Here is a 21,899-nt window from a genome sequence, read left to right as displayed (position 1 = left end):
TCAGGCTGATTCAGAAATTGTAAAAATGATTGTAAGAGTTACACCATTCACCACCAGGTAAACGCCAATGTCAAAAAACAATGCAGAACCCACGCTACCAAGAATGGCAACAGTGTCGTGAGACCAGAGTCCGGTCATAAAAGGCATGTCAAAAAAGATCACTGGAGCAAGCCCGGCCATAAAAGAGATGGCAAGTCCAACCGGCAGCAAAAAGCCCGGATGCACGATCAAAAGCTCCTTCGTTTTTTCGAGTCCGTTGGCAAAAGAGTGCAGGATGAATGCGATTGATGCGATCAAACCGCCTACAAAACCTCCTCCTGGCAGGTAATGCCCGCGGAGAAGTATAAATACTGAAAACACCAACAATACCGGTAAAAGGTAATTTGAAGCTGTTTTTAATATGATGGTTGTTCGCATATTATTGTTCCTTATTTTCCTTATCCAGACTCACATCTGCATAACGTTTCCTGTCTCTCATCTTAAGCCTTAATTTCATCAAACCAAATACACCCACCGCCGCTATGGAAAGTACAGAGATTTCAATTAGAGTGTCTGCTCCCCTGAAGTCTACCAGGATCACATTGACCACATTCTTCCCATGGGCTTCCACATACGAGTTGGCCGCGTAAAATTCCCCAACCTGCTTACTTACAGGCTCAGAAAGTACCTCCAGCGCAAGAACTGTAATGATCAAACCAAAAATGCTGGACAGCACGCCATCCCTCACTCGTGTTTTATAGTCTGATAGCTTCAGATATTTTGGTAATTTATATAATACCAGCACGAATAGAATCACGGTAAGCGTATCTATAGAGAACTGAGTCATGGCCAGATCGGGTGCCGAGTAAAATACAAAGATCAAACAAATGGAAAGCCCTACCACACCCATAGCGGCCACCGCCGCAAGACGCGATTCAGTAAAAACTGTATAGAAAATTCCCGCAATCAAAATTAAAGTAGTGGTGATCTCATAAACAGTAATCTTTGACAATGAATTGTAATCGATCACAAAACGGGTATTCCCGATCATGATATATCCTACGATAACGACAAGAAAAAGTATTATGATGGATATATAGTTTCTTAAGTATCCATTCTGAAAGAAATTCGTCCAGAAACTGGAGAATTGCACAAAACCTTTGTTTATAAGATTCAGAATATTTTCAGGAGAAATTGCATTGTATCTGGCTGCAGCTGCCACCAGTTTTTCTGAAGGTTTGAGGAGAAAATACAGGGCTGTTCCAACACCAATGGTGATCAAGCTAAGAATAAATATCGTATTGAACCCATGCCATAGAGCCAGGTGAATCTCTGAAGCATTACCACCCAGAGCGGTCACCACAGGTTTGATCAGGGCACCTTCGACTAAAAATGGTGCTATCCCAAAGACCAGACCTAAGGTTGCCAGCAGCACCGGAGGAATCCACATGATTGGATCGGGTGCTTTCACCTCCTGATGTTCATCGGGTAATTTCCCGGTAAAAGGTTTTATCCCCGCCACAAATCCTGCATATAGCAAGAGAATTTTGGTCAGGACTATCGCTATCATCGAAATGATGATGATTGTATCTGAATGATAAGTAGCTTCGTAAGTAAGTTCTTTTCCAATAAATCCTATAGTTGGTGGTATTCCTGCGCTCGAAATTGCCGCCAGGATCCCAGCGATCCCCACCGGGAGCATAATTTTATTCAGTCCTGCAAGCCTGGTAATATCGCGGGTATGTGTTTGGTGGTCTATGATTCCCGTGACCAGGAACAAAGTCGCTTTGTATAATGCGTGTACGATTATGAATACTGCTGCAGCCAGGAATGCCTCTTCAGTTCCCAGCCCAATTAAAAACACCAGGATACCTAGCGCCGAAATTGTTGAATAAGCAAGAATCCCTTTAAGGTCGGTCCTAAACAGGGTATGGATGGCTGAATATAGCATGGTAATTCCTCCCACGATGATCAGCGTGTAATTCCAGATATTTTCGCCTCCAAGTACAGGAGTAAAGCGCATTAATAAATAGATACCTGCTTTTACCATCGTAGCAGAGTGCAGATAAGTAGAAACGGGTGTTGGGGCTTTCATTGCTCCCGGTAGCCAGAAATGAAATGGAAATTGCGCCGATTTTGTGAAAGCTGCTCCAAATAATAAGAACACGGCTACTGCATAGAATTCGTTTCCACGAATAGCCTCACTCATGCTCAGCATTTCTGAAATGCTGTAGGTTCCTGTGATATTATTAAGAAGTAGAGCTGAAGCTAGTAACAACAACCCTCCTATCCCGGTGATACCCAAAGCAGTCATTGCCGACTTTCGGGAAGCAGGATTGGTATTATTAAAACCGATAAGAAAGAAGGAACTGATACTGGTGAGTTCCCAGAACACGAACAAAGTGATCATGTTGTCTGAAAGCACCAATCCCAGCATTGCTCCCATGAAAGCAGACAGATAACCATAGAATCTATCCAGGTATTCATGTCCTTTCAGGTATGAAGAAGTATATGCGAAAACAAGGAATCCAATCCCTGTGATCATCAGTGAAAATAGTAGTGACAGGCCATCCAGCTTAAAACCAAGATCTACTCCAAAGGAAGGAATCCATTCAAAGGACCTAGTAATGATCTCGTCATTTGCAATTGGAGTGATGAATTGGAAAAAATATAAAAACAGCCCTAAAGGCACGATGGAAGCCAGGATCGAGAGCTTACCTTTAAAAAACCTCCCTACAAAAACCAAGAGAATAGAAAATATAAATCCTGTAAGAATTGCGGTAAGCATACTTAGTAAATCTGTTTGTCGCAAATATAATAGTTATTATTGAAGAATAGTTTTAGCACAATTAATAATCCTGAAGATAAACGTGATTTCTACATTAATTGAGCTTTACGTAATTCACTCTCAATGTTCTATCATTAACCAGAAGTCTTTTAATCATTTACGAATAAAATTATTGATATTCGATAATTTGACATATGTTTGTTATCGAAAAACAATAATTATGAAAAGCGCATCGATTAAAACTCTTAAATGCTTACTTTAGGTCAGTCTGTTTTTGTCGCTATTTACAGCAGTAATTTCAGCCGGATTTGCAATGAACTTTTCTTTTTTTAACGAGTACGATCTACATTCAGATATAGAATTACTTTTTCCAATTACTTCCAGTTCCGCCGCTGTCCTTCAGTTTATTTACAGCTTTTTCCTCTATTCAGCCATAAGCCTTATCGTATGGTTAATGCTTAAAATTGTAAACAGTTTTCAGAGTAACAAACTCTTTACAAAATACCAGATCACCGGCTTCAGCTTATTAGGAAAATTGATCATCTGGCTGAGCGTTCTCGACAGTATCGGTTCCTTTCTAATGAGAATCATGCTTAAGTCCAAATTGGAACTTAAGTTGGAAATATCCACATTCTGGCTTTTTATCGCAATCGGTGCTTTTTTTATCGTGCTGAGTAAGATTTTCGAAAGAGCCTATCAATTGAAAAGCGAAAACGAATTAACTATATAAAACAGGCTTATGAAATTTGATATTAAACTAGTTAAGTGGATAGTTTGCATCCTGATCGTCGGCTCCATCCTGACCGGAGTATGCTGTTTTCTAAGCCTGCTATTTCCGGAAATCGATATATCCAATCTCAGCAGAACGCTTATTTTCAACGCTTCTTTTCCATCACGTAGCTATGAATACCCGGAACCGGGAATTAAAATTTTCATGATAGGATCTGGACTTCTTTATTGCTGGTTTGGGTTTAGGCTTATCGCCGCCATAGGGATTCTGAATGATGCCATTAAAGAACGGATGTTCCATAATGAACAGGCAGATGAACTTAAAAGAATTGCAGCTACAGTAATCGCATTTGCAAAATTGAAATTCATCTTGATCATGCTTTGCGGTGTCTTCTTTCTAATGGCTCCTTTCAATGTCCTGGGATTTATTCCTGTTTACTTATGTCTGTACCTTCTTGGTAAGATACTTCTGGTATTCAATTTTTTTCTGAAAAACGGGCAGGTAATCAAACAGGAAAATGAAATGACTATTTAAAGATAAGCATGACTATGAGAAAGAACAACCTCCTTCGTGTGGCCTCGGCAGTATTCAAAATATGCAATTTTGTGCTGTTATTCGCGGCAGTAGCCCTGACCATAATTTTTATCCATTTACAAATCGACCGGGAATTTTACGCCGACTGGTATATTAATAAACCAGTTGCAAATGAAACGATAACATTAAAAAAGGCGTATGGAGAAGTTGAAGATGATCCCGCCAAATTATATGTGAAGAACTGGAACAAAGCTTCCCTGTATTTTACCTACTTCAAATTTATGGGCGTGATAGGCATCACATTTTTCGCCGTTTCAGAATTTCTTAAAGTCATACACTCTGTAAGAGTACGCAAAACCTTCGGAAGACAAAATGTGGTCTCATTTAGAAGAATAGGTATCTATAGTATAGTCCTGTCTTTTCTTTCGGGTGTTAGTGATTGGGATTTCGGTAATCATCACGTAAGTAGTGTTCATCTGGATTTTACTTATCTGATCATTGCTTTACTGGCTTTTATCTTTGCTGAAATTTTTAAAGAAGGAAATCAATTGATGGAAGAGAACAAATTAACTGTTTAAGTATGCCTATTATCATAAATCTGGATCGGATGCTGGAAGAAAGAGGCATGAAAAGCAACGAACTGGCCGAAATCGTAGGAATCACTACAGCCAATCTTTCCATTCTCAAGACGGGAAAGGCCCGCGCTATAAGGTTTTCCACGCTTGAAGCTATTTGCCAGGCTCTGGACTGCCAACCCGGAGACATCCTGGAATATGTTTTAGATTAAAGGATTTCCGACTTATTCTCTTAAATTTAGCTACTAAAATTTTCAATGTATGAGATCATTAATATGGCTACTATTACTTACTTCAATCGCTGCAACTTCGCAGGTCAATACTTATAAAGTTTCCTTCAGCAATGCCGTGCATCATGAAGCAAAGATCGAAGTGACATTTCCGAAGATTAAATCACAGAAGTTAAGCGTTCAAATGAGCAGAACTTCTCCCGGAAGATATGCGTTGCATGAATTTGCTAAAAACGTCTATGGCTTTAAAGCTTTCAATAGCCAGGGAGATGAATTAGAGATAGAACGGAATGATCCTTACTCCTGGACCGTCAAAAATACCGATGGTACAATTACCGTACAATACATACTGTACGCAAACCGCGGGGACGGCACCTATTCGCAGGTTGATGCCAGCCATGCGCATTTGAATATTCCCGCCACATTCATGTATGCTGAAGCGTTAAAAGATCGTGCAATCGAACTACAGGTCGATTTGCAGGACAAGCCAGACTGGAAGATCGCTACACAGCTTGAGAAGATCAACGAGCATACCTTTAAAGCTCCAGATCTTTACTATTTTATGGACAGCCCGATAGAAATCAGCGATCATCAAATTAGAAGTTTCGAGCATGATGGCCAGAAGATCGAATTTGTTCTACATCACCAGGGATCTGAAGCTGAATTTGATCAGTATTTCGAGCAGGTAAAGCGGGTCGTAGAACAGGAAGCCGCTGTTTTTGGCGAGTTACCAGATTATGATTTTGGCAGATATACCTTCTTGGCCTGCTATATGCCCAACGCTAGTGGCGACGGGATGGAGCATCGTAACAGTACGATTCTTACAAAAACAGATGCTCTGGCAAATGGCGGCATGAAGGGTAATATTGGCACCGTGGCTCATGAATTTTTTCATGGCTGGAATGTGGAAAGAATTCGTCCTGAAGATCTGGAACCTTTCAGTTTTTCTGAAGTTAACATGAGTCGCAATCTATGGTTTGCTGAAGGTTTCACCAGTTACTATACCGGGTTGATCCTGCATCGTGCCGGTATCACTTCAGAAAAAGAATACATAGAAGGACTTTCAGGAACTTTCAATTATGTCTGGAATTCACCTGCAACCCGATATTTTAATCCTATGGAAATGAGCATGCAGGCACCATTTGTTGATGCCGCCACTTCTGTAGATCCCGTAAATCGTGAAAATACCTTTATCTCTTATTATTCCTACGGAAGCATTCTTGGTCTTGCTTTGGATCTTTCTTTAAGAGAAAAAGATCTGAATCTTGACGATTTCATGAAGCTAATGTGGCAGAAATATGGAAAGAATGAGGTTGCTTACGATGTAGAGGATATTGAAATTACGCTTTCAGCATACGCTGGCGAAGAATTCTCACAAAACTTTTTCGCAAAACATATACGTTCCGCTGAAAGACCAGAGTATAAAAAGTTATTTGAGCAGGTTGGGGTTAGCATCACACAAAACACCAAAAAGAACCATTTTGGCGCCAGTTTCCGGGAGACAGAAAACGGACTTGAAATTCGTCGGAATACAGTGATTGGCAGTCCTGCCTACGAAGCGGGACTGGACGAAGGCGATGTCATCATTTCAGCGAATGGAGCTCCGATAACTACTTCAGAAGAAATGGAGGAAGTGATTGCAACTACTGCTGAAGGAGAAAAAATCAGTCTCGAGTACAAGCGCTTTGGTGAAACCGGAACTACTTCCGTAGAACTTTCCGCAGATCCTGCATACAAGATCAGGTTATCTGAAAATGCTTCGAAAGAACAATTAAAGAACCGAAAGAACTGGCTGGAATCCAAATAATCACAAGCTCAGGAATACTCATAAAAAAAGCCTTTCAGAAATGAAAGGCTTTTAATTTATATAAGAATGAGAATATTAGTCGGCCAAAATGATCGCTTTATTATCCTTCATCTCAAGAACTCCACCTTTGATGGTGTAGAACAAAACTTCAGTATTATTTCCTTCCGTTCTAAAAGCCGACTGATCCTTAGCTTTGATCTCGTTCGTGCTTCCGGCTGCAAGATCGATCTTTACATCACCTTCAGTAAGAACAGATACGATAGGCGCGTGATTGTTCAACATCTGGAATTCACCATCATGACCTGGAACTTTCACAGCATCTACTTTAGCTCTGAATACTACTGCCTCTGGAGTAACTATCTCTAAATACATTTAACTAATTTTAGTTTTCAGCAAGCATTTTCTCACCAGCTTCGATCGCTTCCTCGATGGTTCCTTTAAGGTTAAAGGCAGCTTCCGGATACTTATCCAGCTCTCCATCCATGATCATGTTGAAACCTTTAATGGTATCTTTAATATCTACAAGAACTCCTTTAAGACCAGTAAACTGTTCTGCTACGTGGAATGGCTGAGAAAGGAAACGTTGTACACGTCTTGCTCTGGATACTGCCAGTTTATCTTCTTCGGAAAGTTCTTCCATACCAAGAATAGCGATAATATCCTGAAGCTCTTTATATCTCTGTAAAAGCTCTTTTACTCTTTGCGCACAGTCGTAGTGCTCATTTCCTAAGATTTCTGGAGTAAGAATTCTTGAAGTAGAATCCAAAGGATCTACCGCAGGATAAATACCTAGCTCGGCAATCTTACGAGAAAGTACGGTTGTAGCATCCAGGTGGGCAAAAGTTGTTGCCGGTGCTGGATCGGTAAGGTCATCTGCAGGTACGTAAACCGCCTGTACAGATGTAATGGATCCGTTTTTAGTAGAAGTAATTCGCTCCTGCATCGCACCCATCTCGGTTGCTAGCGTTGGCTGATATCCTACCGCGGATGGCATACGCCCAAGAAGTGCAGACACCTCTGAACCAGCCTGTGTAAAACGGAAAATGTTATCTACGAAGAAAAGAACGTCTTTCCCCTGACCTTCTCCAGCTCCATCACGGAAATATTCCGCGATCGTAAGACCAGAAAGGGCAACACGTGCGCGTGCTCCAGGTGGTTCGTTCATTTGTCCAAATACGAAGGTAGCCTTAGACTCCTTCATGATTTCTTTATCTACTTTCTGAAGATCCCATCCGCCTTCTTCCATAGAATGCATGAAATCGTCACCGTACTTGATAATTCCAGATTCCAACATCTCTCTTAGAAGGTCATTCCCTTCACGAGTACGCTCACCAACTCCTGCAAATACAGAAAGTCCACCGTGACCTTTAGCGATATTATTAATCAATTCCTGAATAAGTACTGTTTTTCCAACTCCCGCACCTCCAAAAAGTCCAATCTTACCACCTTTAGAATAAGGCTCGATAAGGTCAATTACTTTAATTCCGGTAAACAGAACTTCAGTAGACACAGATAAATCTTCAAATTTTGGTGCCTGGCGGTGAATTGGCAGTCCATCCTCACCTGCTTTTGGCAGATTTCCAAGACCGTCAATCGCGTCCCCAATAACATTGAAAAGACGCCCGTAAACATCTTTACCAACTGGCATTTGAATAGGATTTCCGGTATTAAGAACCTCAACACCACGGCTAAGACCGTCAGTAGAGTCCATAGAGATCGTTCTTACAGTATCTTCTCCAATATGTGATTGTACTTCGAGAACTAAAGTAGAACCGTCTTTTCTGGCGATTTCCAAAGAATCATAGATCTTTGGCAGTTCAGCGTTTTCTGAGTCGAACACAACGTCAACTACAGGACCAATAATCTGGGCAACTTTACCTGTGACTTTAGACATTTATCTAATTCTTTTAATTTTATTACGTAAAATTCAAATACCTATCGGCTTGATTTCAAAAATGATAAATCAGAAATAGGTCATTTTCAGGGTGCAAAGATAAATTTTTCTCTGAAAAAACAGATTGAATTAAAGAGAAGTTTTTAATGTTTTAAAATTGCCTGATTTTTCCACACTGAAGCCTCCTAAAAATCACGTTTAAAATAAAAAAGCCCCTTCTACAGAAGAGGCTTTTAAAGAAAATTGTTCCGAAGATATTATTCCACGGTTACAGATTTCGCAAGGTTACGTGGCTGATCCACATTTTTACCTAGCAATACTGCTATATGATAAGACAATAACTGTAATGGTATCGTTGTTAGCAATGGAGTTAATGATTCCATCGTTTCAGGCACTTCGATCACATAATCTGCCAGATCCCTAACTTCCTCGTCCCCTTTGGTAACAATTCCAATGATCTTACCCTTTCTGGATTTGATCTCCTGAATATTACTCACTACTTTTTCATAATGTCCTTTCTTAGTAGCGATCACCACGACCGGCATTTGCTCATCGATCAAAGCAATTGGTCCATGTTTCATCTCTGCCGCAGGATAACCTTCTGCATGGATATATGAAATCTCTTTTAATTTCAAAGCACCCTCAAGGGCTACTGGGAAATTATACCCTCTACCTAAATAAAGACAGTTTGGAGCGTCCTTATATTTCGCTGCAATTTCCTGGATAAGCTCATCAGACTTCAGCGCCTCTTTAACTTTCTCTGGAATACGCTCTAATTCCTGTAAATGGAACTGGAAATCACTATTAGAGATAGTTCCTTTGAACTTACCTAGCTTAAGCGCCATCAAAGTAAGAACCGTGATCTGGGTAGTAAATGCTTTTGTAGAAGCTACACCAATTTCCGGGCCGGCATGCGTATATGCTCCTGCGTGAGTTTCTCTTGAGATGGAAGATCCCACCACATTACAAACACCAAAAGTAAATGCTCCTTTTTCCTTAGCAAGCTTAATAGCCGCCATGGTATCTGCAGTTTCTCCACTTTGTGAGATAGAGATTACCACATCATTTTCTGAAATCACCGGATTTCTATATCTGAATTCTGAAGCGTATTCTACTTCAACAGGAATTCTGGCAATGTCTTCGAAAATATACTCTGCTACCAGACCTGCATGCCATGATGTACCACAGGCTACAATGATGATACGCTTTGCGTTGGCAATACGCTCCATGTTATCATCAACTCCGGCCATTCTTATAATGCCTTTGTCAACTAGCATTCTACCTCTATAGGTATCACTAATAGCATTTGGCTGTTCGTGAATTTCCTTCAGCATAAAGTGATCATAACCACCTTTTTCGATCTGCTCCAGATTCATTTGCAATTCCTGTACATAAGGATCTACTAAAGAATCATCATGTATTTTTCTAACTTTCACACCCTTATCTCTACGAATAACCGCCATTTCTCCGTCTTCAAGATAGATTGCATTATTCGTGAATTCAATAAATGGTGAAGCATCTGAAGCTACAAAGAATTCATCTTCTCCAACTCCAATGGCCAATGGGCTTCCTAACCTCGCCACGACGATTTCGTCTGGTTTTGTCTTGTTAAAAACAGCGATTGCGTAAGCGCCGATGGTTTGGTTAAGAGCGATCTGAACCGCTTTACCAAGCTTTACTTTTTCATTTTTAATCACATCTTCAATAAGATTCACCAGAACCTCAGTATCCGTATCACTTTTGAAGGTATAACCACGTTTTTTCAACTCCTTTTTCAGTGAGTCATAATTCTCAATGATTCCATTGTGTATAATCACGATATCACCAGAATTCGAGTAATGAGGGTGAGAGTTCACATCATTTGGCTCCCCGTGAGTAGCCCATCTGGTATGACCTATTCCTACAGTTCCGGTAGTAGAAACTTCTTCCTCAAATTTATGTTTAAGATCTGCTACCTTCCCTTTTGTTTTGCACATTTTAAGCTCTTCACCATCATATAGAGCGATACCGGCGCTATCGTAACCACGATATTCCAGTCTTTGTAATCCTTTTAAAACAATAGGGTAAGCTTCTCTATGCCCTATATATCCAACAATTCCACACATATTTCTTAATTATAGTTGGTATAATATATTCTCAATTTCAATCTCTTATCTTCATCTGCGGAATTGCTTCCGTGTAGTACGGTACCGTTCGGAGTTAGAACAGAACCTGTAGGTATCCTGGTAAGTTCTTCAGAATTTCTTACTACAGAGTTCAAGGATCCAGCGATCGCTCCCTGACTTGATCTTGAAACCACAGTATTGATATTTGGTACTGCCACCAGGCCTAACTTCACATTATCACCATCATCATTTAAGATATTGGATAAATGATTCGTTATTCTTAACGTGTAATAATAACCATCTTCACCTTCTTCTACCTGTAACGGACTTGAAAAAGTCGACAAACTTGTAGAGGGATCAGCCGCATTCACAGACAGATCCAGCGCATAATCCCGAATAAAAATGTTATTCGTAAAATCATACAAATATAAACGATCTGGATTTTCGCCTTGGTAAATATCTCTGTTCACAAAGAACTCTAATGTCGCTTCATTGATCAAAAGATCCTGAGATCTTAGATCCTGAAGATCCAAAGTGTCTGGAAAAAGCTCAATCACTGCCATACTTCCCTGTTGACCCTTAATATATAGATTTTCAGAGCCGGTTTCTGAAGATTGTGCCTGGATTTCCTGTAAAACCTCAGCCGGATACGCTCCTTCCAGAAGATTCACTCGATTTCCAGACGCAAAATTAAGAGTATAACTGCCTCGCACATCTTCCTGGAGTTCATCATCGATCTCACGGTCGCTGCGGTAATACAAAGTGATTTTGGCATCCTGAGTATTCAAATTAAAGAAAATCTGTGAACCTTCAGTTCCATTCTCCTCTGCTTTAAAATACAGGTTTCTGAAGTAATTTCTGAAATCTGTATTTGAAGATAATTCCGAGGAACCTTCTTTATTGATTATTTTGGTTTCAAAGTAATCTACCGGCAATTTTAACCTGAAAGACGGTGCATTTGCGATGGTATCTGTTCCATCTTCTCCAACTTCATAGGAATCAAAAGCCAATGCCGAAGGTGTGAAATTCTCTTCTGTATAAATCACAGGTCCTACTATGTTCTGTTCAAATAGTTGTTTCTGATCTGAATAATATCTTTGAGCGGACTCAAATCCAGCATCCGGATCGAGGTCATTCAGCAAAAAGTTAGTTTCAAAAACAGATAATTTGAAAGATCCATTTCCATAAATGGAATCAAGATCATAAGTGATTTCTTCATCACCTGAAGTAGACGCTTCAGAAGAATAATAAGGAATTTTAAGCACAACGCTATCCAGCTCTACATTATCTCCAAAATCTGGATCCAATGCAGAAAGTCTCAGTTCACTTACAATACTGGCAACAGATGTACCGTATAATTCGTTTTTAGTAACTCCAAGAAAGAAATTGGATGAGTTATTGGTTTGAACTGAATTAAGCTTTTTGGTGTAGGCATTCACATTGAACTCCAGAACTTCGACATTGGAAGGGTTATTAATGATCTCTCCTCCTATTTCTGAAAAATCCTCATCACAACCTACAAAAGCGGAAATAACAGCCATAAAGACTGTTATTCTCAATAATTTATTTAATCTCATTTAAAATTTTTCTTACGATTCTGACAATACTTTAGTGTCATAAAATTCCTGATACGCGTGAGAGAAATTTTCTTTTTCGGTGAATGGAAGAACTGGTTTGTTGATCTTCTTGACATAATCCTGCAATTCTTCAGGCACATTGTCACCACCCATTACTACAGCATCTGAGTTATCTACCGCCGTCTTCAAAATATTTACGAAGTTCGGGGTTTTTAAATGCTTTACATTCGCATTTTCGAAACCATCGAACAAAATTTTCTCACGTAGTTCTTCATCTAACGTTCCATCGAAACTTTGATTGTAGACAGAGGTCACAATTTTTGCATCACGAAACAATGGCTCATTTCCATAGTAGTTTCTTAGATAAAGAGGGAGAAGAGATGACAGCCATCCATGTACATGAATAATATCTGGAGACCAGTTCAATTTCTTAACCGTTTCAATGACACCTTTTGCAAAGAAAATAGCTCTTTCATCGTTGTCTGGAAAGAGATTGCCATCTTCATCTGTTAAAGTCGCCTTCCTTTTGAAATAGTCTTCATTATCTATAAAGTAAACCTGCATTCTTTCCTTCGGAATGGAGGCAACTTTAATAATTAAGGGCATATCAAGATCATTGATCACCAGGTTCATCCCAGATAATCGTATCACTTCATGTAACTGGTGCCTTCTTTCATTAATATTTCCGAATCTTGGCATAAAGATCCTTATCTGTCCGCCAAGGTTATTAACCATTTTTGCGGCTTCAAAGGAAGTAGATGAGATATCGGTTTCAGGTAGGTACGGTATAACTTCAGACGAGACGTATAACACTCTCTTATCTTTCATATATTCTTTGCTTTAGTTACGTTTCCGAATAAAAAACACGCAAAATTACAAAATTTTATGCAGATTGCCACAGATATATTAAGTTTGCACGCTGTTAATTTTAAAATAAAATGCAGGTTTTTAGGGAGAAAGGACGTTTACTTGAGGCTATTCGCAAGAAGAAATCTGAAGAAAAGAGCATCGGACTGGTGCCAACCATGGGCGCTTTACATGAAGGTCATCTATCCCTGGTAGATTTCGCAAAGCAACAAACAGACCAGGTTGTAGTATCTATTTTTGTGAATCCAACACAGTTTGACGACCCGGATGATCTGGAGAAATATCCCCGAAACCTCGATCGCGATATCGCCTTGCTTCAAACTAAATTCGAAAATTTATGGGTTTTCAGTCCCAATGCGAACGAGCTTTATGATGGCAGCATCGTTTCACAACAGTTTGATTTTGGTGGATTGGAGAATGTCATGGAAGGGAAATTCAGAAATGGTCATTTTAACGGCGTTGGAACCGTGGTTAAAAAACTTTTTGAAGCTACAGAACCTGACAAGGCTTTTTTCGGCGAAAAGGATTTTCAGCAACTGCAAATTATTCGCAAACTAACAGCGCTTACCAAATTACCAGTAGAAATAATTGGTTGTCCTATTCTAAGGGAAGAAAACGGACTTGCAAGGTCCTCTCGAAATGAGCGTCTAACCGATGCGAACAGGCAGGAAGCGGCTTTTATCTATAAGACCCTGCAAACTGCCAGTGAGCTATTTGGCACAAAAAGTGCTAAAGAAGTGACAGACTGGGTCGAGGCAGCTTTTCAGGATCAGGAAGTACTGGAACTGGAATATTTTATGATCGCCGAGACCGAAAGTCTTGAAAAAATTGAAACCAAAGAAAAAGAAAAACAATACAGAGCATTCATCGCGGTGTATGCAGACGGAATTCGTCTTATCGATAACATTGCTCTGAACAATTAATTCATGATGCAGATTCACGTAGTAAAATCCAAAATTCACAGAGTTAAAGTAACCGGCGCAGATCTAAATTATATTGGTAGTATCACTATCGATGAGGATTTGATGGAAGCAGCTAATATTATTGAAGGCGAAAAGGTGCAGATTGTTAATAATAATAATGGCGAACGTCTGGAAACTTATGTAATTCCTGGTCCGCGTAATTCAGGAGAGATCACTTTGAATGGCGCTGCAGCTCGAAAAGTGGCCAAAGGTGATGTTTTGATCATCATCGCTTACGGAATAATGGAATTGGAAGAAGCCAGAAGTTTTAAACCATCACTGGTATTTCCTGATGAAGAAACCAATCTTTTGAAATAGATCATTGAACAAAAAATTCAAGAAGTTTCTCAAAATTAGTGTCCCCTTATTCCTGGGGATTTTTTTGGTATGGTATTCACTACAGAGCTCCACGGCTCAGGAACGTGAAAGCCTGTGGCAGAGTATTGTTGATGCCAACAAGTTCTGGATAGCTGTTTCTTTCGTTCTGGGAACACTCTCTCACTTTTCCAGGGCCTATCGCTGGAAATTCATGCTGGAGCCCATGGGTTACCATACCCGACTCCCAAATCGCTTTATGGCAGTCATGGTCGCCTATCTGGCTAACTTCGGAATTCCAAGGTCTGGTGAAGTATTACGAGCTGCAACTCTTACGACCTACGAAAAAGTTCCGTTCGAAAAAGGTTTTGGAACCATTATTTCTGAAAGAGTCGCTGATCTTCTTATTTTGATGCTTATAATAGGAGTGGCGCTCATATTACAAACAGATGATCTGTTGGGATACCTCCATGAGCAGAACATCAAACCCGTGAATACACTGCTTATATTCCTCGGTTTAGTTGGAATTGGGATTTTAGGCCTTACAGTTATCAAAAGATCGAATTGGGGACCATTCAGAAAAATAAAGAAGCTGGCAAAAGGCCTGTTGGAAGGGATGAAAAGTATTCTAAGCATGCGCCAGAAATGGGCATTTATAGGGCATACTATATTTATCTGGTCAATGTATCTCTGCATGTTCTTCGTCATTAAACTCAGCGTCCCTGAGACTGCTGATGCCACTCCGGGAACTATTCTGGCGGCATTCGTTGTAGGAAGTTTTGCGGTTTCAGCAACCAATGGAGGAATTGGAGTGTATCCACTGGCCGTTGGCGGAATTCTCATGTTTTTTGGAATCGAATCACATGCCGCAGAGGCTCTTGGATGGATCTCTTGGGCAACTCAAACTGCTGTGGTTGTGTTGTTTGGCGGACTCTCATTTATCTTCCTGCCCCTTTTTAATAACAGGAAATAATACTTACCTTTCCCGTCCGAATCAATACTACACCTATGAAACGTTTATCAACCATGCTAATGGCACTTATCCTGCCGTTAGTAAGCTGGTCGCAGATCCTGCATGAGACCATCAATTCCCAGAAACTGGGAGAACGAAGAGAGATCAAGATCCAGCTACCAAGAAATTACGAGCAGAATTCAGAAAAAAGATACCCGGTGGTAGTCGTTCTGGATGGCGACTATTTGTTTGAACCTGTAGCTGGGATGGTCGATTATTATTCTTACTGGAAGGATATTCCCGAAATGATCATTGTAGGTGTGAACCAGGATGGAATTCGTATGGAAGACACATCGTATGGCGAGAATTCTCTCCCTGTGGATAAAGGTGCCAAATTCTTCGAATTTATTGGAATGGAATTACTGGCAAACCTTGATCAAAAATACAGAACAACCAGTTTCAGAATGATCGTGGGACACGATTTTACTGCAAATTTCATCAATTATTACCTTCTGAAAAAAGAACCTATTTTCAAAGGCTACATCAACCTGAGTCCCGATCTTGCACCAGAAGTTGCGAACTGGGTTACCGAAGCCCTGGAAACTTCAGAATCAAAAAAATGGTTTTACATGGCAACTTCCAACGAGGATATTCCTGCATTAAAATCTGGAATTGCCAGTTTAGACAATCAGCTTCAAAACATCAACAACAAGCTGGTCTCCTATAAATTCGAGGAGTTCACTGGAGAATCTCATTACTCGCTGGTGGGTAAGGCTATCCCTTCTGCCATATCCAGCATGTTTGAGATCTATCGCCCGATCTCTACCAAAGATTATAACGAGATCCTATTACAGACTTCCATTTCTCCCACTCAATACCTTACCGAAAAATATCAGTCGATTGAAGAACTTTATGGCCTAAAAAGACAAATTAGCATCAATGATTTTATGGCAGTTTACAATGCTATTGAAAAGACCAGGAACTGGGAAGCCTACAAGGATCTTTACAAACTGGCTTTTGATCATTATCCCGGAACCATGTTGGGAACCTTTTTCGAAGCGCGGCATGAAGAAGAAACCGGCAATCCTAAAAAGGCCATGCGTATGTATCAAAATGCCTACGGACAGAAAAGTATCGCGTTTCTGGATGCAGATTATATGCTTGAAAAGGCAGATGCAATCAAAAAAGATTTCGGTTATTAGCAGTATATAATTTTGAAAATGGCGAAGGTTAAAACGACATTCTATTGTCAGAAATGTGGTGCACAGTACGCAAAATGGCAGGGGAAATGCAACAGTTGTGGTGACTGGAACACCATAGTGGAGGAGCTGGTATCCAAACCTGAAAAAAAGGACTGGAAAACGAGCGCGAGTAAAGAAGCTAAAAAACTAGCCAAACCATTGCTCATCGCTGATATTGAAACCACCCCACATGATCGCCTGAACACAGGTAATAATGAGCTGAATCGAGTACTTGGTGGAGGCCTCGTTCCGGGATCACTAACCTTACTGGGTGGAGAACCGGGAATTGGTAAAAGTACGCTACTACTTCAGATTAGCCTGCAATTAAAATACAGGGTTCTATACGTTTCCGGAGAAGAAAGTCAGCAGCAAATTAAGATGCGAGCAGAGCGTATCGACCCGAATCCTGCCAATTGTTTTATCCTTACTGAGACTAAAACGCAGAATATCTTCCGACAGGTAGAAGAGATCGAGCCTGAAGTCGTAATTATCGACTCCATACAGACCTTGCATAGTGACTATATTGAAAGCGCGCCCGGTAGTATTTCTCAAATTAGGGAATGTACTGCCGAGCTTATAAAGTTTGCGAAAGAAAGCAATACTCCGGTCATTCTAATTGGCCATATCACCAAAGAGGGAAGTATTGCTGGCCCAAAAGTGCTTGAACATATGGTGGATACCGTATTGCAGTTTGAGGGCGATCGAAATCATGTGTACAGGATCCTGAGAGCACATAAAAATCGCTTCGGAAGCACTCACGAGCTGGGTATTTATGAAATGCAGGGCAGCGGACTCCGCGAAGTTAATAATCCTTCTGAAATACTTATCTCCAAAAATGATGAGGATTTGAGTGGAACAGCGATAGCTTCCACACTCGAAGGAATGCGCCCTCTCATGATCGAAATTCAGGCGCTGGTAAGCACCGCAGTTTATGGAACACCACAACGCTCTACCACGGGTTACAATGCTAAAAGACTGAATATGTTACTGGCGGTTCTCGAGAAACGAGCTGGCTTCAGGCTGGGAGCAAAAGATGTTTTCCTGAATGTGACTGGTGGAATTAGTGTGGATGATCCTGCGATAGATCTCGCGGTGGTAACCGCAATACTATCTTCCAATGAGGATATAGCCCTGGCAAAAGATATTTGTTTTGCTGCTGAAATCGGCCTTGCCGGTGAGGTGCGACCTGTGACCAGGGTTGAACAGCGAATATTGGAGGCCGAAAAACTTGGATTTGCCAGCATTATGGTATCCAGGCAAAATAAATTCCCCAAATCTGAAACTCATATAAGGGTTATTAAAGTTTCCAAGATCGAAGATGTGGTAAAGCATCTTTTTGAATAGACTGGCATAATTGCTGCGTATATGGAGCTTGATATGAAGCAACTGCGTAATCTAAGTTTTATTCTTGTCCTGATACTAATTTCTGGCTGTTCACAACTGGAAAAAGCAGAGGACCTTATATCTGGTCTTTCAGAAAAAGAAAAGTACCAGCGTGATCACGATATTTCAGATGAATTATTCAGCCTATGGGAAACCAGGATTCAGAAAGCTTTAAATGATAGTATCGAAGTTGAAATGCCGTATACCGAAGCTGGAAAATTAAAACCGAAAAGCTTCGCTGTTTACTCTTACCAGGCTTATCTTAAACCAGGAGAAATCCTGAACACCAATTTTAAAACCGACACCTCCTCTACCCTTATTTTTACTGAAATCTACCGTCGTAACAAACAAACTAAGAAATTTGAACAGGTTCTAAAACCTAAATCTGAAGGTTCTGTTTCCTACGAAGTGGAAGAAAACGGACTCTATAAAGTGATCTTTCAGCCAGAAATTGAAGCTCATACGGCATTTACCGTTCAACTTTCTATTCAACCTGCTTATGAATTTCCGGTTGCCGGCGGGAACAATGCAGATATTGGGAGTTACTGGGGAGATATTCGGGATGGTGGTAAACGTGATCATGAAGGCATCGATATTTTTGCTGATCGTGGAACGCCGGTGATCGCTACGACTTCTGGAAGAATAGGCTATTCCGGAGAAAAGGGTCTTGGTGGTAAACAGGTCTGGCTACGGGATTCCAAACGCTCCCAGTCCCTGTACTACGCTCACCTGGATAGTATTGTTCCTCATCTCAATTCGGTTAAAACCGGTGATACTCTTGGATTTGTTGGCAATACAGGAAATGCCAGAACCACTCCCCCGCATTTGCACTTCGGAATTTACCGCAGGAATACAGGAGCAATCGATCCTCTGGGTTTTGTTTATAAAACAGAAAGTATGGAAGAAACTATTCCGAAGAATACTGAAATCGCGCAACAACTAAGAGTAAATTCCTCCAAAGCTAATTTGCGCAATAAAGCTGCCTCCAGCAATTCCAAAATCATGAAAACTGCCAGAAATGGCGAATTGTTGTTTGTGCAGGGAAAAACGGCCGACTGGTACCATGTTCGTGATAGCCTCGACCGTTCTATGTATGTACATGAAAGTCTGGTAAGCCCAAATATTTAGGGTGCAGGATTTGGGATTAGATGATGGATCTCGTCGATCTCTTTCAAAATTTCATCACTAAGAACCACATTGATACTTTCAATATTTTCCTTTAGCTGCTCCATGGTCGTAGCTCCAATAATATTGCTGGTCACAAATGGCTGCTGATTTACGAATGCCAGTGCAAGGTGGGTCAGGCTTAGATCGTGTTTATCTGCCAGTTCCTTGTATTTTCTTGTTGCCTCGACAGACAGGTCATTAGAATACCTCTTGTACTGCGGAAACAGGTCCAGTCGCGAATTCTTTTGAATACCATTTAAATGCTTCCCACTAAGTGTCCCCATTCCAAGCGGCGAATATGGAAATAAGCCTACATTCTCGCGGTGAAGTATTTCTGTCAATCCAACCTCATCCTTTCGATTCAACAGACTGTATGGATTTTGAACGGTCACTACTCTAGGCAGTTTATCTCCCGCTGCCTGAAGGAATTTCATGAGACCGTATGGAGTTTCATTACTCAAACCTATATGACCTATTTTCCCTTGCTGAACAAATTCCTGCAAAGATTCCAGGATCTCCTGGAAGTTTTCTTCCCAGGCTTCAGATTCGTCATGCTTATAATCCAGTTTTCCGAAGAAATTGGTATTACGTTCCGGCCAGTGAAGCTGGTAGAGATCAATATGATCTGTTTGCAATCTCTTTAATGAATTATGCAAAGCTTCCTGTAAAGCTTCCTTGTGAAAACCAAGATCTTCCCGAATATGCGAAACCATATCTCCAGGACCAGCTATCTTGCTGGCGATCACTACATCGTCTCTTCTTCCGGTTTTTTTCAGCCAGGATCCAATCACTTTTTCTGTACTTCCCTGAGTTTCTGCTTTCGTTGGGATCGAATACATTTCCGCAGTATCAATAAAGTTCACACCTTGATCCAGGGCGTATTCTATTTGTTCGTGACCTTCAGCCTCTGTATTCTGCTCACCCCAGGTCATGGAACCTAGACAGATCTTACTAACTTTTATATTGGTATTGGGTAAATTGCTATACTTCATCTCATTATTCAATTTCATTCAAAACACGAGTGATTTCGTCCAGTTTTGGAGTTAGGATCACTTCGATTCTTCGGTTTTTAGCTTTTCCAGCTTCAGAATCATTTTTGGCGATTGGTGCGAATTCGCCTCTTCCAGCCGCAGTAAGACTTTGAGGATCGATCTGGTTATTTTCGCGTAAGATCTGGACTATAGACGTCGCTCTCTTAGTAGAAAGATCCCAGTTGTCTTTTAACTGCCCGCTTCCACCATATGGCACATTATCGGTATGTCCTTCAATTAACACTGCGATATCAGGGTTTTGCGCAAGTACGCTTCCCAGCTGTTTTACAGCTTTTCTTCCTTCCTGGTTCACTGCCCAGCTACCGGAATCAAAAAGCAATTTATTTTCCATGGAAACATATACTTTTCCATCTTTTTGCTCTACACTTAATCCTTTGCCTTCAAAATTTGTAAGAGCGTTGGAAACAGCATTCTTCAGAGCGTTCATTTTAGCGTCTTTAGCTGCAATCACAGACTCCAGTTCATCGATTCTCTGTGAACGCAGATTAAGATCTTTCTGCAGCTTTTCCAAACGGGTTTTTTCGGTAAGCAAATCGGCTTCCTTTTCGTCTAATTGCGCCAATAGTTCCCTGTTTTGACGTGAATTTTCCAGTATCGCTGCTGAACTGTTTTGCTCAAGGGCATCATAAGATTCTTCCAGGCTGGAATAGTTCTTCTGCAATGCTGCATATTTTTGCATTAGATCATTTCGCTCTGTGGTAGCAGCATCGTATTCTTTCTGTAAGCTGGCAAGATCATTCCCCAGCCTTTCCGAATTACTTCGGAAGGAATTGAGGTCCTCATTCATACTTCTGTTCTCACGTTGAAGATCTGCATTCCTGCCTTCAAGATCATTGTATTTTTTTGATGACACACAGGAAGTTCCCAATGCCAGTAAAGTGGATATTGTAAGGATTTTTAGTTTCATAATTTAATTATTTTTCGATTTCTACTAGAACGGGACAATGGTCGCTATGGTATGCTTCCGGCAGGATAACTGCTCTTTTGAGGCGATCCTTCAGCGGTGCTGCAACCAGGTTGTAATCGATTCTCCATCCCTTGTTGTTATTTCGTGCGTTGGCCCTGTAGCTCCACCAGGAATATTGATCTGGCTCATCATTGAAATGGCGAAAACTGTCTATAAAACCACTTTGCATCAACCTGTCGATCCATTGTCGTTCTTCCGGAAGAAATCCTGAGGTATTCTTTAATCGTACCGGGTCGTGAATATCGATGGCTTCGTGACAAATATTGTAATCACCGCCAATGATCAAATTAGGCCTGGACAGTTTAAGTTCATCGATGTAATACTGAAAATCTTCCATGAATTTGAACTTAAAGTCCAACCTCGCCAAATTCGTACCCGATGGCAGATAAAGACTCATGACTGAAAGCTCTCCGAAGTCTGCCCGAATCACCCTTCCCTCATGATCCATGTAATCGATGCCAGTTCCAATCTCTACGTGATCTGGTTCGGTTTTACTTAAAATCGCTACACCGCTATATCCTTTTTTGGTCGCCGGGTGCCAGTACTGGTATGGATAGCCAGCCTTTTCAAAGATTTCCAGATCAAGTTGTTCTGGAGTAGCTTTTATTTCCTGGATAAGAACTACATCTGGATCTGCCTGTTGTAACCAGTCAAGAAAACCTTTCCTGATCGCAGCCCTGATGCCGTTTACATTATAGGATATGATAGTCATAAGAGTCGAATTTGCGCAAAAATAACGCTATCTGAACTTTTTAAAGTCCCGGATAGCGTTAT

General features: G+C 40.7%; 21 protein-coding genes. 11 read left to right on the top strand and 10 right to left on the bottom strand.

Going from position 1 to position 21,899, the window contains the following annotated elements:
• Both G529_RS0102045 and G529_RS0102040 read right to left on the bottom strand, forming a co-directional pair.
• On the bottom strand, positions 1-417 hold the full coding sequence (locus tag G529_RS0102045; RefSeq protein ID WP_026913946.1) for a Na+/H+ antiporter subunit B: 417 nt from the start codon (positions 415-417) through the stop codon (positions 1-3).
• Position 418: 1 nt separating this feature from the next.
• Positions 419-2,767 carry a putative monovalent cation/H+ antiporter subunit A gene (locus G529_RS0102040; RefSeq protein ID WP_026913945.1) on the bottom strand — a complete coding sequence of 783 codons (2,349 nt, stop codon included), beginning with the start codon at positions 2,765-2,767 and terminating at the stop codon, positions 419-421.
• A gap of 313 nt (positions 2,768-3,080) precedes the next feature.
• On the opposite strand from G529_RS0102040, the gene G529_RS0102035 reads away from it, so the two are divergent.
• The 5 genes from G529_RS0102035 to G529_RS0102015 are packed head-to-tail and all read left to right on the top strand — an operon-like array spanning position 3,081 to position 6,643.
• Positions 3,081-3,497 (top strand): DUF2975 domain-containing protein, encoded by a 417-nt coding sequence (locus G529_RS0102035; protein ID WP_026913944.1) that lies wholly within the window; start codon positions 3,081-3,083, stop codon positions 3,495-3,497.
• A gap of 9 nt (positions 3,498-3,506) precedes the next feature.
• Positions 3,507-4,031, top strand: coding sequence for a DUF2975 domain-containing protein (locus G529_RS0102030; protein WP_026913943.1), 525 nt, complete (start codon positions 3,507-3,509; stop codon positions 4,029-4,031).
• A 14-nt stretch (positions 4,032-4,045) separates the two neighbouring features.
• Positions 4,046-4,609, top strand: a complete 564-nt coding sequence (locus G529_RS0102025; RefSeq protein WP_026913942.1) for a DUF2975 domain-containing protein — start codon at positions 4,046-4,048, stop codon at positions 4,607-4,609.
• A gap of 2 nt (positions 4,610-4,611) precedes the next feature.
• Positions 4,612-4,818 (top strand): helix-turn-helix domain-containing protein, encoded by a 207-nt coding sequence (locus tag G529_RS0102020; RefSeq protein WP_026913941.1) that lies wholly within the window; start codon positions 4,612-4,614, stop codon positions 4,816-4,818.
• A 49-nt stretch (positions 4,819-4,867) separates the two neighbouring features.
• Complete coding sequence (locus tag G529_RS0102015) at positions 4,868-6,643, top strand: M61 family metallopeptidase (RefSeq protein ID WP_026913940.1); 1,776 nt, start codon at positions 4,868-4,870, stop codon at positions 6,641-6,643.
• A gap of 75 nt (positions 6,644-6,718) precedes the next feature.
• Here G529_RS0102015 and G529_RS0102010 read toward each other — a convergent pair whose 3' ends face one another.
• The 5 genes from G529_RS0102010 to G529_RS0101990 all read right to left on the bottom strand — a co-directional run bounded on the left by G529_RS0102010 (position 6,719) and on the right by G529_RS0101990 (position 13,047).
• Entirely contained in the window at positions 6,719-7,015 is a 297-nt protein-coding gene (locus G529_RS0102010; RefSeq protein WP_026913939.1) for a F0F1 ATP synthase subunit delta/epsilon, read from the bottom strand.
• A gap of 10 nt (positions 7,016-7,025) precedes the next feature.
• Positions 7,026-8,537, bottom strand: a complete 1,512-nt coding sequence (gene atpD / locus G529_RS0102005) for a F0F1 ATP synthase subunit beta (protein ID WP_026913938.1) — start codon at positions 8,535-8,537, stop codon at positions 7,026-7,028.
• A 257-nt stretch (positions 8,538-8,794) separates the two neighbouring features.
• Positions 8,795-10,642, bottom strand: coding sequence for a glutamine--fructose-6-phosphate transaminase (isomerizing) (glmS, locus tag G529_RS0102000; protein ID WP_026913937.1), 1,848 nt, complete (start codon positions 10,640-10,642; stop codon positions 8,795-8,797).
• Between the two features lie 5 nt (positions 10,643-10,647).
• Positions 10,648-12,183 carry a BamH family beta-barrel-assembly machinery protein gene (locus G529_RS0101995; protein WP_051201315.1) on the bottom strand — a complete coding sequence of 512 codons (1,536 nt, stop codon included), beginning with the start codon at positions 12,181-12,183 and terminating at the stop codon, positions 10,648-10,650.
• Positions 12,184-12,231: 48 nt separating this feature from the next.
• Positions 12,232-13,047 (bottom strand): glycogen/starch synthase, encoded by an 816-nt coding sequence (locus tag G529_RS0101990; RefSeq protein WP_026913935.1) that lies wholly within the window; start codon positions 13,045-13,047, stop codon positions 12,232-12,234.
• Between the two features lie 110 nt (positions 13,048-13,157).
• Here G529_RS0101990 and panC point away from each other — a divergent pair, with 110 nt between their 5' ends.
• From panC to G529_RS0101960, 6 genes are read left to right on the top strand one after another with little or no spacing between them, the layout of a single operon-like run.
• Positions 13,158-14,009 (top strand): pantoate--beta-alanine ligase, encoded by an 852-nt coding sequence (gene panC, locus G529_RS0101985; RefSeq protein WP_026913934.1) that lies wholly within the window; start codon positions 13,158-13,160, stop codon positions 14,007-14,009.
• A 6-nt stretch (positions 14,010-14,015) separates the two neighbouring features.
• Positions 14,016-14,366, top strand: coding sequence for an aspartate 1-decarboxylase (panD, locus tag G529_RS0101980; protein WP_026913933.1), 351 nt, complete (start codon positions 14,016-14,018; stop codon positions 14,364-14,366).
• A 4-nt stretch (positions 14,367-14,370) separates the two neighbouring features.
• Positions 14,371-15,336, top strand: a complete 966-nt coding sequence (locus G529_RS0101975) for a lysylphosphatidylglycerol synthase transmembrane domain-containing protein (RefSeq protein ID WP_026913932.1) — start codon at positions 14,371-14,373, stop codon at positions 15,334-15,336.
• A gap of 35 nt (positions 15,337-15,371) precedes the next feature.
• Positions 15,372-16,517: an alpha/beta hydrolase gene (locus G529_RS0101970; protein WP_026913931.1), complete on the top strand. Its 1,146-nt coding sequence runs from the start codon at positions 15,372-15,374 to the stop codon at positions 16,515-16,517.
• Positions 16,518-16,535: 18 nt separating this feature from the next.
• Positions 16,536-17,900 carry a DNA repair protein RadA gene (radA, locus tag G529_RS0101965; protein WP_026913930.1) on the top strand — a complete coding sequence of 455 codons (1,365 nt, stop codon included), beginning with the start codon at positions 16,536-16,538 and terminating at the stop codon, positions 17,898-17,900.
• A 21-nt stretch (positions 17,901-17,921) separates the two neighbouring features.
• Positions 17,922-19,067, top strand: coding sequence for a peptidoglycan DD-metalloendopeptidase family protein (locus G529_RS0101960; protein WP_245566882.1), 1,146 nt, complete (start codon positions 17,922-17,924; stop codon positions 19,065-19,067).
• On the opposite strand, the gene G529_RS0101955 is transcribed toward G529_RS0101960, so the two are convergent.
• Genes G529_RS0101955 through G529_RS0101945 form a run of 3 tightly spaced genes read right to left on the bottom strand, consistent with a single transcriptional unit; the run spans position 19,064 to position 21,837 of the window.
• Positions 19,064-20,098, bottom strand: coding sequence for an NADP(H)-dependent aldo-keto reductase (locus G529_RS0101955; RefSeq protein ID WP_026913928.1), 1,035 nt, complete (start codon positions 20,096-20,098; stop codon positions 19,064-19,066). The two genes, G529_RS0101960 and G529_RS0101955, sit on opposite strands and share 4 nt — an antisense overlap.
• A 4-nt stretch (positions 20,099-20,102) precedes the next feature.
• Complete coding sequence (locus G529_RS0101950; protein ID WP_026913927.1) at positions 20,103-21,065, bottom strand: OmpA/MotB family protein; 963 nt, start codon at positions 21,063-21,065, stop codon at positions 20,103-20,105.
• Between the two features lie 7 nt (positions 21,066-21,072).
• Positions 21,073-21,837, bottom strand: coding sequence for an exodeoxyribonuclease III (locus tag G529_RS0101945; protein ID WP_026913926.1), 765 nt, complete (start codon positions 21,835-21,837; stop codon positions 21,073-21,075).
• Positions 21,838-21,899 lie beyond the last annotated feature (62 nt).

It is taken from the genome of Christiangramia portivictoriae DSM 23547, from assembly GCF_000423045.1.
Classification (GTDB): Bacteria; Bacteroidota; Bacteroidia; order Flavobacteriales; family Flavobacteriaceae; genus Christiangramia; species Christiangramia portivictoriae.
This window is presented reverse-complemented; position numbering and strand designations above follow the sequence as displayed.